The organism is Streptomyces chengmaiensis (genome assembly GCF_029846775.1).
In the GTDB taxonomy this organism is placed as follows: domain Bacteria; phylum Actinomycetota; class Actinomycetes; order Streptomycetales; family Streptomycetaceae; genus Streptomyces; species Streptomyces chengmaiensis.
The window spans coordinates 126,924-140,967 of record NZ_JARWBG010000009.1; the positions used below are offsets into that span (position 1 = coordinate 126,924).

12 protein-coding genes are annotated in these 14,044 nt (G+C 71.8%); 5 read left to right on the plus strand and 7 right to left on the minus strand.

Annotated features, from left to right (window positions below; genetic code table 11):
* Positions 1–4 precede the first annotated feature (4 nt).
* The 5 genes from QCN29_RS10750 to QCN29_RS10770 all read right to left on the minus strand — a co-directional run bounded on the left by QCN29_RS10750 (position 5) and on the right by QCN29_RS10770 (position 5,378).
* A complete protein-coding gene (locus QCN29_RS10750; RefSeq protein ID WP_279927589.1) occupies positions 5–1,270 on the minus strand; it encodes an alpha/beta fold hydrolase in 1,266 nt (421 codons plus the stop codon).
* Between the two features lie 21 nt (positions 1,271–1,291).
* Entirely contained in the window at positions 1,292–2,197 is a 906-nt protein-coding gene (locus QCN29_RS10755; protein ID WP_279927591.1) for a dihydrodipicolinate synthase family protein, read from the minus strand.
* A gap of 159 nt (positions 2,198–2,356) precedes the next feature.
* Positions 2,357–3,892: an NAD(P)/FAD-dependent oxidoreductase gene (locus QCN29_RS10760; RefSeq protein ID WP_279927593.1), complete on the minus strand. Its 1,536-nt coding sequence runs from the start codon at positions 3,890–3,892 to the stop codon at positions 2,357–2,359.
* Positions 3,873–4,187, minus strand: a complete 315-nt coding sequence (locus tag QCN29_RS10765) for a (2Fe-2S)-binding protein (protein WP_279927594.1) — start codon at positions 4,185–4,187, stop codon at positions 3,873–3,875. The genes QCN29_RS10760 and QCN29_RS10765 overlap by 20 nt, the downstream gene beginning before the upstream one ends.
* A gap of 24 nt (positions 4,188–4,211) precedes the next feature.
* Positions 4,212–5,378, minus strand: a complete 1,167-nt coding sequence (locus tag QCN29_RS10770; protein WP_279927595.1) for an NAD(P)/FAD-dependent oxidoreductase — start codon at positions 5,376–5,378, stop codon at positions 4,212–4,214.
* A 181-nt stretch (positions 5,379–5,559) separates the two neighbouring features.
* Between QCN29_RS10770 and QCN29_RS10775 the strand changes: the two genes are divergently transcribed.
* From QCN29_RS10775 to QCN29_RS10795, 5 genes are read left to right on the plus strand one after another with little or no spacing between them, the layout of a single operon-like run.
* Entirely contained in the window at positions 5,560–7,320 is a 1,761-nt protein-coding gene (locus QCN29_RS10775) for an ABC transporter substrate-binding protein (RefSeq protein WP_279927596.1), read from the plus strand.
* A gap of 11 nt (positions 7,321–7,331) precedes the next feature.
* A complete protein-coding gene (locus QCN29_RS10780; RefSeq protein WP_279927597.1) occupies positions 7,332–8,264 on the plus strand; it encodes an ABC transporter permease in 933 nt (310 codons plus the stop codon).
* Positions 8,261–9,247: an ABC transporter permease gene (locus QCN29_RS10785; RefSeq protein ID WP_279927598.1), complete on the plus strand. Its 987-nt coding sequence runs from the start codon at positions 8,261–8,263 to the stop codon at positions 9,245–9,247. Before QCN29_RS10780 ends, QCN29_RS10785 begins: the two co-directional genes overlap by 4 nt.
* Positions 9,247–10,272, plus strand: a complete 1,026-nt coding sequence (locus QCN29_RS10790) for an ABC transporter ATP-binding protein (protein WP_279927599.1) — start codon at positions 9,247–9,249, stop codon at positions 10,270–10,272. The genes QCN29_RS10785 and QCN29_RS10790 overlap by 1 nt, the downstream gene beginning before the upstream one ends.
* Entirely contained in the window at positions 10,269–11,240 is a 972-nt protein-coding gene (locus QCN29_RS10795; RefSeq protein WP_279927601.1) for an ABC transporter ATP-binding protein, read from the plus strand. Before QCN29_RS10790 ends, QCN29_RS10795 begins: the two co-directional genes overlap by 4 nt.
* Positions 11,241–11,258: 18 nt before the next feature.
* On the opposite strand, the gene QCN29_RS10800 is transcribed toward QCN29_RS10795, so the two are convergent.
* Entirely contained in the window at positions 11,259–12,221 is a 963-nt protein-coding gene (locus QCN29_RS10800; protein ID WP_279927602.1) for a hypothetical protein, read from the minus strand.
* A gap of 72 nt (positions 12,222–12,293) precedes the next feature.
* Positions 12,294–14,015 carry a DNA polymerase/3'-5' exonuclease PolX gene (gene polX / locus QCN29_RS10805; protein WP_279927603.1) on the minus strand — a complete coding sequence of 574 codons (1,722 nt, stop codon included), beginning with the start codon at positions 14,013–14,015 and terminating at the stop codon, positions 12,294–12,296.
* Positions 14,016–14,044 lie beyond the last annotated feature (29 nt).

The following is a 14,044-nucleotide window of genomic DNA, read 5'->3' on the forward strand; positions in this document are numbered from 1 at the left end:
GGGGTCAAGCGCGGCCTGCGGCCAGGTCCATGAGGCGGGCCAGCACGCGGCCGCCGGAGGCCGAGATGCCGTCGTGCTCCCACTCGTTGGTCACCCAGGCGCGGGCGGCTCCCACCTCGCGCACGGTGCGCAGCGAGAGTCCCGCGTCCACGTACATGTCGTCGTGGTAGACGATCGCGGCGAGAGGGATCTGGTTCGCGGCCAGCCGGGAGGGGTCGTAGAGCGCCGGCCAGTCGGTGCGTTCGGCGAGCAGGCCGGCGGCGTCCGCGAAGGGTCGCAGGCCCGCGATCTCCTGGAACATCCAGGGGTAGATCATCTCTCCGGTGAGCAGCAGCGGATCGGCGTCTTCGGCGAATGCGGGGAAGCCCGCCAGAGCACGGTCCGCCGCCCAGCCGGCGGGCTTGCCGCCCTGGGCGTAGATGGACTCCTGCAGCACGGCGAAGAGCGGGTTGTCCATGAAGCCGGTCAGCGCCATGACCTGGTAGCGGAAGGTGTCGGTCAGTTCGCCGTGCTGGTCGAGGGCTTCGTCCAGCAGCCAGTGCAGGCGCTCGAAGCCGTCGCCCATGCCGAGCGCGAGTCCGAGGGTGCGCAGCCTGCGGACGGTGAGGCGGTCGCCGTCGGGCAGCCGCACCTCGGTGCGGGCGAGGAGTCCGGCGATGCGGCGGAGCCGGTCCGCGTCCTGCGGATAGCGGTCGTAGTGCTCCAGGACCCGGTCCCGCACCCGGGGGTAGGTGCGGGCATAGACCTCGTCGGCGGTCGCGGTGAGACCGGGCAGTCCGCCCGCGACGTAGCACGCCTTCAGCCCGTGCGGTGCGCGGGAGAGATAGGTGAGGGTCAGGAAGCCGCCATAGCTCTGGCCGAGCGTCTCCCATGGTTCGTCGCCGCACAGTTCACGGCGGATCAGCTCGGCGTCGTCGACGATGGAGTCGGCGCGGAAGAAGGCCAGGTACGGGGCCAGCTGTGCCGGGTCGGCGAACCGGGCCGCGCCGCGGGCGGTGACGGGAGCGGAGCGGCCGGTGCCGCGCTGGTCGAGCAGCAGCACCCGGTGGGTCTTCAGGGCGTGTGCCAGCCAGCTGGGCGAACCGGCTGACGGGCGGGGCGACTTGCCGCCGGGTCCGCCCTGCAGATACAGCAGCCAGGGCAGTTTCTCCCCGGCACGGACCGGGTCGACGACCTCACGGGCGAAGACCTCGATGGCCGGCCCGTCCGGAGCGGCGTGGTTCAGGGGAACGGTGAAGACATGGTCGGCGGTGGCATGGGCGGGGTTCATGGTTCCCCCTTGTACGCGCGGTCAGCGGTGGCCGGCGGCGACGGCCTTCTCGGTCGCCTCCCGCACCCCGGCCTCGATCGTGCCGGTGAGCGGGGCGCGGGGCGGGCGTACCGGGCCGCCGCGGCGGCCGCCGATGTCCATGGACAACTTGATCGACTGGACGAACTCGGCCTTCGAGTCCCAGCGCAGCAAAGGGTGGAGGGAGGCGTAGAGGGGCGTCGCCGTGTGCAGGTCGCCGGAGACCGCGGCGTGGTACAGCTCGGCGCAGGCGGCCGGGAACGCGTTGGGGTAGCCGGCGATCCAGCCGACCGCCCCGGCGATCGCCAGCTCCAGCAGCACGTCGTCCGCGCCGATCAGCACATCCAGCTCGGGAGCGAGTTCGGCGATCTCGTAGGCGCGGCGGACGTCTCCGCTGAACTCCTTGACGGCGACGATGTGCCCTTCGCCGTGGAGCCGGGCGAGCAGCGCGGGCGACATGTCGACCTTGGTGTCGAGGGGGTTGTTGTACGCGACCACGGGCAGCCCGGCCCCGGCGACCTCGGCGAAGTGCGCCTGTACCGCCTCGTCGTCGGCGCGGTAGGCGTTCGGCGGCAGGAGCAGCACGGAGCCCGCGCCCGCCGCCGCGGCCTGCTCGGCCCAGCGGCGGGACTCGGCGCTGCCGTACGCGGCCACGCCGGGCATCACCCGCGCCCCGTCGCCGGCGGCCTCGACCGCGGTGGTCACGACCCGGGCGCGCTCCTCGTCGGTGAGCGTCTGGTACTCGCCGAGGGAGCCGTTGGGGACCACGCCGTCGCAGCCGCTGTCGATCAGCCAGCGGACGTGCTCGGCGTAGGCGTCGTAGTCGACGGAGAGGTCCGGGCGCAGCGGGAGAGCGGTGGCGACCATGATGCCGCGCCAGGGGCGCGTGCCGGACCAGGTGGCGGTCATATCCAGAAAGACCCTTCTGTGGTGTGTGACATTTTATTAGGGGGTGGATGAGGCGGAGTGGCAGTGTTTCTTCCCTCTCCCTGCCGCCGGGAGAGGTTGGGGCGCGGAGATCCGGGGGCGGAGCCGCCGGCTGCGGGAAGCAAACCTCCTGGCGCGGCCTCAGGCCCCGCCCGCCCCGCCCGGTTCGTGCGCCTCGGGCCCCGGGCGGGGGCCGTCGGAGGGCTCTGGGCGCCCGGGGCTCGGGGGCGGCTCGTCGAGTGAGGCGAGGGCCGAAAGCGTGACGGGAACGGCCAGCGGACGGCGCTCGGACGAAGGCGGAAGGGTGTCCGCACCGGACGCGAGGCAGGCCACGGCCGTGCCGCACATACGGCCCTGACACCATCCCATCCCCGCTCTGGTGAGCAGTTTGACGGACCGGGCGTCCCGCGCCCCGAGCCCGGCGACCGCCTCGCGGATGCGGCCCGCCGTCACCTCCTCGCACCGGCAGACGTCGGTGTCGTCGGCCAGCCATCGGGTCCATCCGAAGCCCGGAGCATGGGCGGCGGCCATGACGTCGGCGAAGGCGCGCATCCGGGCCCGGCGGCGGCGCAGTTCCCGCATCCGCCCGCTCCGGACGAGCGCGGACCGCCCGGTCAGCCGGGCGGCGATGGCATGGCCTGCCATCTCGCCCTCCTCACGGGCCAGCTGGGCCCCGCCGACGCCGCCGGTCTCCCCCGCGGCCCACACGCCGTGCACGGAGGTCTCCTGAAGCGGGTCGAGGACGAGGGCCGGCGTCCCGTCGGCCGCACGGCGCACCGCACAGCCCAGTCCGGCGGCCAGCTCGATCTGGGGGACCAGGCCGAAGCCCACGGCCAGTGCGTCGCACGCGATATGGCGGCCCGTCCCCGGTACGGGCCGCCACTCCCGGTCCAGCCGGGAGACCGTAACCGCCTCCACCCGGTCACGGCCGTGCACCGCGGTGACCGCGCTGCGGCTGCGCAGCCGCACCCGGTGGCGCAGCAGGGCCGCCCCATGGACGGCGGCCTCCGCGAGCTTCTGCGGGTTGGCGGCCAGGGCGCGCGGGTGCCGCGCATACCCCAGATAGCCGGACGCCTCCGCCACGGCCGGGACGCGGGCCCCGGCCGCGGCGAGCGAGGAGGCGACGGCGAGCAGCAGCGGGCCGCTGCCCGCGACGACGACCCGTCTGCCGGGCAGCACGAGCCCCGACTTGAGCATCGCCTGGGCGCCGCCCGCGCCCACCACGCCCGGCAGGGTCCACCCGGGGAAGGGCAGCTGCCGCTCGTATGCGCCGGTCGCGAGGAGCAGCGCCCGGGCCCGGATCCGCACCGGCCGCTCCCCGTCGCCGTCGGCGCCGGTCACCGCGTGCACGGCCCACAGGTCGCCGTCGTCACGCGTCACCGTCCAGACATGGTGTCCGGCCAGCCGGGTGATGGCGCAGGCCTCCTGGCGGCGGCGCAGATCGGCGAAGGCCGACCAGTCGTGGTGCAGCGCTTCGGGGCGTACGGCCCCGAGGGCGGGCGCGGGGTGCCGGTAGTACTGGCCGCCGGTCTGGCCGGAGGTGTCCAGCAGGGCGACCGACAGGCCGAGTTCCGCGGCGGTGACGGCGCCGGAGAGACCGGCGCAGCCCGCGCCGACGACCGCCAGGTCGTACGGGCCGCAGACCGGGGCCTGGGGGTCAGACTCCGAGGTCGGCATGGCCGTGTCCTTCCTGGGTGGTGATGGTGTCTCCGGGGGCGGCGGGCACCAGGCAGGCCCGCCGGTTGGGTGTTCCGTTGACGATCGCCAGGCAGTCGTAGCACTGGCCGATGCCGCAGAACGCGCCGCGCGGCCGGCCGCCCACGCGAGTGGTGCGCCAGGCGAGGATGCCGGCCGACCACAGGGCGGCGGCGACCGACTGCCCGGGCAGGGCGGTGACGGCACGGCCGTCGAAGGTGATCTCGAAGGGCGGTCCGGGCTGGGCCCCGGCCAGCTCGACGGGGTTACGGGCCACTGCGGGCCTCCTTTCGCATGCGCGTCACAGCGGGTCGGCCTGCGGACGCTCGAAACGCTCGGGCCGGAACGGGCGCGGATCGAGCGGCGGTTCGCCGCCCGTCAGATGCCGCGCGACGACCAGGCCGGTGGCGGGGGCCAGCCCGACCCCCGCCCCTTCATGGCCGCAGGCGTGCAGCAGACCGGGCACCCGGGGGTCGGGGCCGATCGCGGGCAGATGGTCGGGCAGATAGGGGCGGAAGCCCGTATAGGTGCGCAGCATCCGCACCCCGGCCAGTACGGGGAAGAGGGCGACGGCCCCAGTCGCGAGCCGCCGCAGCACCTCGGTCGAGAGCGACCGGTCGAAGCCGACGCGTTCCCGGCTGGAGCCGATCAGCACCGGTCCCGCGGCGGTGCCTTCGACCACCGCGGAGGTCTGCAGGGCCGCGGAGCCGCTGGCCACGTCGGCGACGTAGTCGGCCGCGTACACCTTGTGCCGCACCACGCGCGGCAGTGGCTCGCTCACCAGGACGAACCCCCGGCGGGGCAGGACGGGAAGCTCGACCCCCGCCAGGCGGGCGAGTTCGCCGCCCCAGGCCCCGGCGGCGTTCACCACGTACGGGGCGGGCACCGGACCGCTCCGCGTGCGCACTCCCCGCACCTCTCCGCTGGCTCCGGTGATGAGTCCGGTGACCTCCTCGCCGAGCAGCAGCCGCACCCGGTCACCGCCCGCGCGCAGCAGATGCGCCGCCGCGAGCGCGGGCATGATCTGGGCGTCCTGGGGGTAGTGGAGGCCGCCTGCCAGACCGGGTGCGAGATGGGGCTCCAGGTCGTGCAGCCGGCCGGCGGAGATCTCGTGCGCGGTGACGCCCGCCTCGCGCTGCCCGGCCGCGAAGTCCCGCAGCGCGGCCAGGCCCGCCTCGTCCGAGGCGATGACGACGCCGCCCTTGGGTTCGTACTCGACGGCGGGCGGCAGCAGTTCGGCCAGTTCCCGCCAGAGTCCCGTGGAGAGCAGGGCGAGTTCGAGCTCGGGCCCCGGCTCCTTGTCGGAGACGAGGAGGTTGCCCTCGCCGGCCCCGGTGGTGCCGCCTGAGACCGGGCCGCGGTCGATCACGGTGACGGTGAGGCCGGCGCGGGCCGCGTAGTAGGCGCAGGCCGCGCCGACGACACCGGCGCCGACGACGATGAGGTCGGAGGTGTTTCCACTGAGCACCCTAGTAATATTTCACATTGCACAACGTTTGCCAAGACCCCGCGCCGGCCAGCCGCCCCCACTTGGACACGGGTGAATAACGGCGTCATCTACACCTTGTGGAGTACCATTTCACATTACTATGTTACCGGTCACATTCCAGCCACCCATGGCTGTCCGACTGTTCACGGAGTGACCACAGATGAACAAGCGCACTCTCTCCGCCGTCGCCACCGCCCTGGGGGCGACCCTCGCCCTCGGCGCGGCCGGCTGTTCCGGCGGCAGCGACGCAGAAGGCTCAGCCCGCGACGGCGGCAGCTCCGCCAAGAACCCCGTCACAGCCAACAACGGAGCCGTGGTCGGCGGCGCCCCCGAGAAGGGCGGCACCCTCACGGTGCTGTCCAACACGGACTTCACCCATCTCGACCCCGCCCGCAACTGGGTGATGGGCGACATGGACTTCGGCACCCGGCTGCTGTACCGCACACTGGTGACCTACAAGGCCGCGCCGGGCGCCGAGGGCGGGGAACTGGTCCCCGATCTCGCCGAGGACCTCGGCGCCTCCTCCAACGGCGCCAAGACCTGGACGTTCAGACTCAAGAAGGGTCTGAAGTACGAGGACGGGACCCCGATCACCGCCCAGGACATCAAGTACAACGTGGAGCGGTCCTTCTCGCCGGACCTGCCGGGCGGCCCCGACTACGCGGCCCGCTATCTCGCCGGGGCCGAGGGCTACCAGGGACCGGCCCACGGCAAGCACCTCGACTCCGTCAAGACGCCCGACGACCGCACGATCGTCTTCGAACTGCGCAAGCCCTTCGCGGAGTTCGCCTATGCCACGGTGCTGCCCACCTTCGCCCCCGTGCCCAAGGCGCAGGACAAGGGGCCGCAGTACGACAACCGGCCCTTCTCCTCGGGGCCGTACAAGATCGAGTCGTATGCGCGCGACAAGCGGCTGGTGCTCGTCCGCAACACCCACTGGGACCCGGCGACCGACCAGGTCCGCAAGGCGTACCCGGACCGGATCGTCGTGACGATGGGGCTGAAGGGCAACCAGATCGACGACCGCCTGATCGCCAGCTCCGGCGCCGACGCATCCGCCGTCTCCTGGGGCAAGATGCGCCCCGAGAGCACACCGAAGGTGCTCACCAAGGCCGACGTCCGGGCCCGGCTGCTCGCCGAGTCGAGCAACTGCACCGAAATGGTGCAGATGCACACCGGCCGCGCCCCGTTCGACGACGTCAGGGTCCGCCGGGCCGTGCAGTACGCGCTGGACCGCGAGGCCATCGTGACCGCCTCCGGCGGGCCCGCGCTCAACGACGCGGCCACGGCCCTGATGCCCGGCTCGCTCTTCGACGGCAAGCAGCCCGACACCCTGAAGATCCCGCTCACCGGCGACGCGGCGAAGGCCAAGGAACTGCTGAAGCAGGCGGGCAAGCCGGACGGCTTCGCCACCAGCATCACCGTCTCCAACGGCGACAAGGGCGTAGGCGAGGCGATCCAGCAAGCCCTCGGCCGGGCCGGGATCAAGGTGACCATCGAGACCGTCGACCCCTCGGCGTTCTACGACACCATCGGCGACACCGAGAACCGCACCGACCTGGTCTACACCGGCTGGTGCCCGGACTACCCCTCCGGCTCCACCTTCCTGCCCTTCGTCTTCGACGGCCGCTATATCAAGGAGAAGGGCAACTCCGGCAACCACTCGCTCTTCCGCGACAAGCCGACCATGCAGCGCATGGACGAGATCGCCGCGATGACCGACGCCCAGCAGGCCAACCAGGCCTGGCAGCAGCTGGACGGCGAGATCCTCGCCAAGGCCCCGACGGCGCCCGCCGTCATCGAGCGCATGCCGCTGCTGCTCGGCGCCAACATCGCGGGGGCGTACGGCCACACCTCCTTCGGCGGCCAGATCGACTACGCGACGGTCGGCCTCAAGGACCCGGCCAAGAGCGCGGGCTGAGGCAGCACACCATGGCTGCCACCCTCAGCTCCACCTCACTTCCCGCGGGCAGCGGCCCCTGGCAGCTCGCCCGCGCGGAACTGCGCCGCCGCACCTCCGTGAGGATCTCCCTCAGCGTCGTCGCGCTGTTCGTGTTCATGGCCGCGGCGGCGCCGCTGCTCAGTGCGCTGGGCGGCTGGTCGCCGGACGAGTTCGACAAGTCCGCCGTCGACCCGTACCTCGGCGGACTGCCGATCGGCCCGTTCGGCGGCATCAGCGCCGACCACTGGCTCGGCGTCGAACCGGTCACCGGACGCGATCTGTTCGCCAGGGTCGTGCACGGCGCTCAGGTCTCGCTGTTCATCGCGTTCGCCGCCACCGCGATCGTGGTGACGGCCGGCACCGCGGCCGGAGTCACCGCCGGCTACTTCGGCGGGCGCACCGACGCCGTGCTCTCCCGGCTGATGGACCTGACCATGTCCTTCCCGTCCCTGATCTTCATGATCGCGATGCTGTCGGTGGCGAAGGACGTCAACCGCATCCTGCTGATGACCGTCGTCATCGGACTCTTCGGCTGGCCCGGCATCGCCCGCGTGGTGCGCGGCCAGACCCTGAGCCTCAAACACCGGGAGTACGTGGACGCGGCAAGGGTCGCCGGGGCCGGGCCCTGGCGGATCCTCAGCCGCGACATCCTCCCGGGCGTCGCCGGGCCGGTCATCGCATACACCACCCTGATCATCCCCGGGATGATCGCCACCGAGGCGGCACTGAGCTATCTGGGCGTCGGCGTCCGCCCGCCCACCCCCTCCTGGGGTCAGATGATCGCCGAGAGCGTCGCCTTCTACGACACGGATCCCATGTACTTCATCCTCCCGAGCAGCTGCCTCTTCCTCACGGTGCTCGCCTTCACCCTGCTCGGCGACGCACTGCGGGACATCCTCGACCCGAGGGGAAGCCGCATATGATCCTCTACCTCGGCCGGCGGCTCCTCGGCGTCGTCGGCGTGCTGATCGCGATCGCCGCCGTCACCTTCACCATCTTCTACGTCCTGCCCGCCGACCCCGCGGCGGCGGCGTGCGGCAAGTCGTGCAGCGCCGACCGACTGGCCGCGATCCGCGCGCACATGGGCCTGGACCAGCCGGTGTGGCGGCAGTTCGCCGACTTCGTCACCGGCATCTTCACCGGCCGCACCATCGGCAGCGGACAGTACACGCTGCACTGCGAATTCCCCTGCCTCGGCTACTCCTACGAGAACAGCCAGGCAGTGTGGGAGCTGCTGATGGACCGGCTGCCGGTCTCCGCGTCGCTGGCGTTCGGCGCCGCGGCGCTCTGGCTGGGCCTCGGGCTCAGCGCGGGCGTCACCGCAGCGCTGTGCAAGGACACGCTTGCCGACCGCGTGCTGATGGTGGGCGCGGTCGCCGCCGCCTCGCTGCCCGTCTACTTCACCTCGGTGCTGCTGATCTACGGTCTGATCCGGGCGACCGGGCTGCTCCCCTATCCGCAGTATGTGCCGCTGGGCTCCGACCCCGTCCAGTGGGCGTCCAATCTGCTGCTGCCGTGGCTGGCGCTGGCCATCCTGTACGCGGCCATGTACGCGCGGCAGAGCCGCAGTTCGATGATCGAGACGATGGCGGAGCCGTATATCCGCACGGCTCGCGCCAAAGGGCTGCCCCGCCGCACGGTCGTGGTCAAGCACGGTCTGCGGGCCGGGATGACGCCGGTCCTCACCATCTTCGGGATGGACCTCGGAGGACTGCTGGCCGGAGCGGTGATCACCGAGTCGATCTTCGGGCTGCCGGGGGTGGGCCGGCTGTTCTACGGAGCGCTCTCCAGCGGCGACCAGCCGGTCATCCTCGGCGTCACCCTGCTCGCCGCCACCTTCATCGTCCTGGCCAATCTGGCCGTCGATCTGCTGTACGCCGTGGTCGACCCCCGCGTGAGGTACTGATGTCCGAGAGTTTGCCGCCCGACAGCCTGCTGTCCGTCAGGGATCTGACGGTCACCTTTCCGACGAAGCACGGGCCGGTACGGGCCGTGGACTCCCTCAGTTTCGAGGTGCGGCGGGGCCGCACGCTGGGCATCGTCGGCGAGTCGGGGTCGGGGAAGTCCGTCACCTCGCTCGCCGTGCTGGGCCTGCATGCGAACGCCCGCGTCAGCGGCTCCGTCATCCTCGACGGACAGGAGCTGACCGGCAGGGACGAACGGGAGCTGAACCGGCTGCGGGGCCGCAAGATGGCGATGATCTTCCAGGATCCGCTCTCCAGCCTGCACCCCTACTACACCGTCGGGGAGCAGATCGCCGAACACCATCGGGTCCACTTCCGCTCCGGCCGCAGAGCAGCCCGCGCCCGGGCCGTCGAAGCCCTCGCCGAGGTCGGCATCCCCGAGCCCAAGCGCCGGGCCGGCGAGTATCCGCACCAGTTCTCCGGCGGGATGCGCCAGCGAGTGATGATCGCGATGGCGCTGGCCTGCGAACCGGAGCTGCTCATCGCGGACGAGCCGACCACCGCCCTCGACGTCACCGTGCAGGCCCAGATCCTGGAGCTGATCGCCCGGCTCCAGGAGCAGCGGGGACTCGCCGTCGTGATGATCACCCACGATCTGGGGGTGGTCGCCCGCGTCGCCCACGACGTGCTGGTGATGTACGGGGGCCGGGCGGCCGAACAAGCCCCCGTTGACACGCTGTTCGCCTCCCCCGCCCATCCGTACACCCGCGCCCTGCTGGACTCGCTGCCGCGCCTCGACGACGACGATGACGAGCCGCTGCGGGCCATCCCCGGCAGCCCGCCCTCACTGCTCACCCCGGCCCCCGGCTGTGCGTTCGCGCCCCGCTGCCCGCGGCTGGCCGCCGCCTCCTTTGACGGCGAGCGGTCCCGCTGCGAGACCGAGCGCCCCGAGCTCGACGGACCGACCGGGCCGGCCGGGCATCCGGTGGCCTGCCACTTCCCCGCGTACGAAGGCATCAGCTCATGACCACACCTCTGCTCCGTGTACGGGACCTGACGATGACGTTCCCCGGCCGGCGGGCCCGCTCGGCTCCCGTCCGGGCCGTCGACGGCGTCAGCTTCGAGGTGGCGACGGGCGAGACACTCGGCCTGGTCGGCGAGTCCGGCTGCGGCAAGTCCACCACCGGCCGGATGATCGTCCGGCTGCTGCAGCCGACCTCCGGATCGGTTGAATTCGGCGGACGCGACATCGGCCGTCTGTCGCAGCGGGCGCTGAAGCCTCTGCGCACCGAGCTCCAGATGGTCTTCCAGGATCCGCACTCCTCCCTCAACCCCCGTCAGACGGTGGCCCGGATCATCTCCGACCCGCTGATCGTGCAGGGCGCCGCGGTCGCCGAGGCGCGCAGACGGGCGGCCGAGCTGATGGAGCTGGTCGGCCTGATCCCGGAACACATCGACCGCTACCCCCATGAGTTCTCCGGCGGACAGGCCCAGCGCATCGGCATCGCCCGCGCGCTGGCCACCAGCCCCCGACTGGTGGTCGCCGACGAACCCGTCTCCGCGCTGGACGTGTCCGTGCAGGCCCAGATCGTCAATCTGATGGAGCGGCTGCAGCGGGAGCTGGGCCTGTCCTATCTCTTCATCGCCCACGACCTGTCGGTCATCAAGCGGGTGTGCGACCGGGTCGCCGTGATGTACCTCGGCCGAATCGTCGAGATCGGCGCGAAGGAGCACCTGTACACGGCCCCCGCCCACCCCTACACGCGTGCGCTGCTGTCCGCGGTGCCGCTGCCGGATCCGGCCGCCGAGCGGACCCGGGAGCGGATCACCCTGCTCGGCGACCCGCCCAGCCCTGCCGCGCCCCCGCCCGGCTGCACCTTCCATCCGCGCTGCCCCAAGGCGCGGGACATCTGCCGGACCGAGGCCCCGGCACTGCGGATCGCGGCCGCCGGGGAGGCGCGTCAGGTGGCCTGCCACTTCCCCGAGTCGGGCTGAGGTCCAGCCCCTCCGGCACTAGTAGTCGCAGTCGCCGCACTGGCAGGGCGGCTCGTACATGTCCCGTCTGCGGCTCTCGTCGCCGGGGCGGGCGAGCTGGTGCTCCGGCAGATGGTCCTGCATCTGCCACCACTGAAGCGTGAAGCAGTGCTCGTCCTCGAAGACCAGGAAGGGGCCGTTCTCGCGCAGCGGCTCGTATGTGTACCAGCGGTCCTTCCGGGCGAGCACCGTGTCGGGGCCGGGCGGGGCGGGGCTGCCGCTTGTGTATGCGTAGACACGGTGGACGTCCGCCGCGGTGATGTCGCGCACGGGAGTGAGCACAAGGGGCCAGGCGGCGGGGGCGTCGGAGCCGTCGACGCCCTCAGGAACGCTCGCGGGCTCGCCGCTGAGGGCATGGACCGTCCATTCAGGCAGCCCGGTGGCTCTGCGCACCTGTGCCATGGGCACACCGGCGCGTGCCGCGTGCACGGCCAGCGCCTCCGTCTCGGTGAGACCTCTGCGGCCGCGCTCGACCGAGATGGCGGCTTCGCCGGCCCTGCGCAGCCAGTGGCACGGGTCGCGGCCGTCCGGCGGCGGATCGCCGAGATGGTCGGCGCAGCGGCTCCCGGGGCCGGCGGGGGCCTTGTTGGAGCAGAAGGCGTGTCCGCACAGCTCGACGACGCTCTGGGTGCCCAGCTCGGGGTCGAAGAGGGTGCAGGCACGGAAGGTCCGTCCGGGCTCTGTGCCGACCGCGGTGAAGAACCGTATGCGCTCTCCTCGCTTGGCACGCTCGACCTGGAACGTCCTGACCTCCCATGCAGACAGGACATGCCCGGCCATGGCGATCGCCAGGGCCGGAAAGGGCCGGAAGGGCAGCGGGGTGGAGTCGTCGAGGGTCGGGATCTCAGTGAAGGGGCGGCGGGTGTCGTAGTCGTCGAGGTGGCGGAGCGCGAGCGTGAGGAGTTCTGCGGCGTCGACGTGTGAGCTGTCGGCTTGTGGCATGCGCTCTCCGTTGCAGGGGCCGGCGGGTTGGCCGCGGGGCAGGGCAGAACCGGAGGATACTCAGATCCGACGTCAGCCCTTGCGCAGAAAGCGGCGCAGCCTGGTCAGCGGCCAGGCGTTGACGACGTCGTCCTTCGTGAGCCAGCCGCGCTGGGCGGTGCCGACTCCATAGCGCAGATAGGGCAGATGGGTGGTGGAGTGGGCGTCGGAGTCGATGGCGAACTTCACGCCGTACTCCCTGGCGCGCAGGATGTCCTCGTCGCGCAGGTCGAGCCGCTCCGGATGTGAGTTGATCTCCAGGGCGGTGCCGGTGGCCGCGCAGGCTTCGAAGACGGCGTCGAAGTCGGCGTCGATGGGCGGGCGTTTGCCGATGCGGCGGGTCGTGGGGTGGCCGATGATCGCGACGTGCGGATTCTCACAGGCGCGGATCAGACGGCGGGTCAGGTCCCGGCGGCTCTGGTTGAAGTGGGAGTGGACGGAGGCGACGCAGAGGTCGAACTCGGCGAGGAACTCATCGGGCCAGTCGAGGTCGCCGTCCGGCCCGATGTTGAGCTCCGTGCCGTGCAGCAGCCGCATTCCGCGGAAGGTGCGGTCGAGCGCTCGGACGCGGTCGCGCTGGGCGAGCATCTTCTCGTCGGTCATGCGCTGCATGTAGAGGTTCGGGGCGTGGTCGGTGACCGCGTAGTACGCATAGCCGCGGTCGGCCGCTGCGGCGACCATGTCCTCCAGGGGGGCGAGGCCGTCGGTGAGGTCGGTGTGCGTGTGCAGATCGCCCCGGATGTCGTCCTCGGCGACCAGGTCGGGGAGTTCGCCCGCCAGTCCTGCGGCGATCTCGCCGCGGTCCTCGCGCAGGGGCGGCGGGATCCACGGCAGGCCGAGGCGGGCGTAGATGTCCTCCTCCGTGCGCGAGGTGACGCGCCGTCCGCTCTTGGCGTGGAAGAGTCCGTACTCGGAGAGTTTGAGGCCCTTGCGCACGGCGATCGCGCGGGTGCGGATGTTGTGCGCCTTGCTGCCGGTGAAGTACTGCAGACCCGCGCCCCAGGAGACCGGCGGCAGGACCCTCAGGTCCACCTGGAGGCCCTTGGTGGTGCGGATGGAGGTCTTCTTCTCGCCGTGGGCGATGGTCTCGGCGGTCTGCGGAAGGCTGCCGAGCGCCTCCATGAAGGGCGCGGAGTCGTCGGCGGCCACCAGGATGTCGATGTCGCCGATGGTCTCGCGCATCCGGCGCAGCGAGCCCGCGTAGGCGCACCGCTCGCAGCCGGGGATCGCGGACAGTTCGCCGGTGATCTGCTCGGCGACGTCCAGGGCGGCGCTGAGGAGGATGCGGCCTTCGCCGGCCTTCTGCATCAGGGAGATGCCGTGCAGCAGGTTCTCCTCGGTCTTCTCGCCGAACCCCTTGAGGTCCCGCAGCCGTTCGGCGTGGATGGCGTCGAGGAGTTGGTCGACGGAGGAGACGCCGAGCTCCTGGTGGAGCACCAGGGCCTTCTTCGGGCCGAGCGTGGGGATGGCGATCAGTTCGCGGACGCCGGCCGGGATCGTCGCCCGGGTCTCGTCGATCACCGGGACATGGCCGGTGTGCAGATACTCCCCGACCTTGTCGGCGATGGACTTGCCGACGTTCGGGATCTCCCGCAGTCCTTTGGCGTCGAGCTTGGCGATGTCGGCGGGGTGGCCGCCGATGGCGCGTGCGGCCTTCTCGTAGGCGCGCGCCTTGAAGGCGTCGCCGCCGCTGATTGCGATGAGATCGGCGTACTCCTGGAGCAGCGCCTCGACCTCCTCGTTGGCTCGGGCCATGTCTCCAGCATGGCCCGCGGCGGCGGGGC

What these genes read in the sequence shown, in the direction of transcription:
- QCN29_RS10750 (WP_279927589.1), bottom strand. Translation starts at nt 1,270, where the DNA reads ATGAACCCCGCCCATGCCACCGCCGACCATGTCTTCACCGTTCCCCTG.
- QCN29_RS10755 (WP_279927591.1), bottom strand. Translation starts at nt 2,197, where the DNA reads ATGACCGCCACCTGGTCCGGCACGCGCCCCTGGCGCGGCATCATGGTC.
- QCN29_RS10760 (WP_279927593.1), bottom strand. Translation starts at nt 3,892, where the DNA reads ATGCCGACCTCGGAGTCTGACCCCCAGGCCCCGGTCTGCGGCCCGTAC.
- QCN29_RS10775 (WP_279927596.1), top strand. Translation starts at nt 5,560, where the DNA reads ATGAACAAGCGCACTCTCTCCGCCGTCGCCACCGCCCTGGGGGCGACC.
- QCN29_RS10780 (WP_279927597.1), top strand. Translation starts at nt 7,332, where the DNA reads ATGGCTGCCACCCTCAGCTCCACCTCACTTCCCGCGGGCAGCGGCCCC.
- QCN29_RS10785 (WP_279927598.1), top strand. Translation starts at nt 8,261, where the DNA reads ATGATCCTCTACCTCGGCCGGCGGCTCCTCGGCGTCGTCGGCGTGCTG.
- QCN29_RS10790 (WP_279927599.1), top strand. Translation starts at nt 9,247, where the DNA reads ATGTCCGAGAGTTTGCCGCCCGACAGCCTGCTGTCCGTCAGGGATCTG.
- QCN29_RS10795 (WP_279927601.1), top strand. Translation starts at nt 10,269, where the DNA reads ATGACCACACCTCTGCTCCGTGTACGGGACCTGACGATGACGTTCCCC.
- QCN29_RS10800 (WP_279927602.1), bottom strand. Translation starts at nt 12,221, where the DNA reads ATGCCACAAGCCGACAGCTCACACGTCGACGCCGCAGAACTCCTCACG.
- polX (WP_279927603.1), bottom strand. Translation starts at nt 14,015, where the DNA reads ATGGCCCGAGCCAACGAGGAGGTCGAGGCGCTGCTCCAGGAGTACGCC.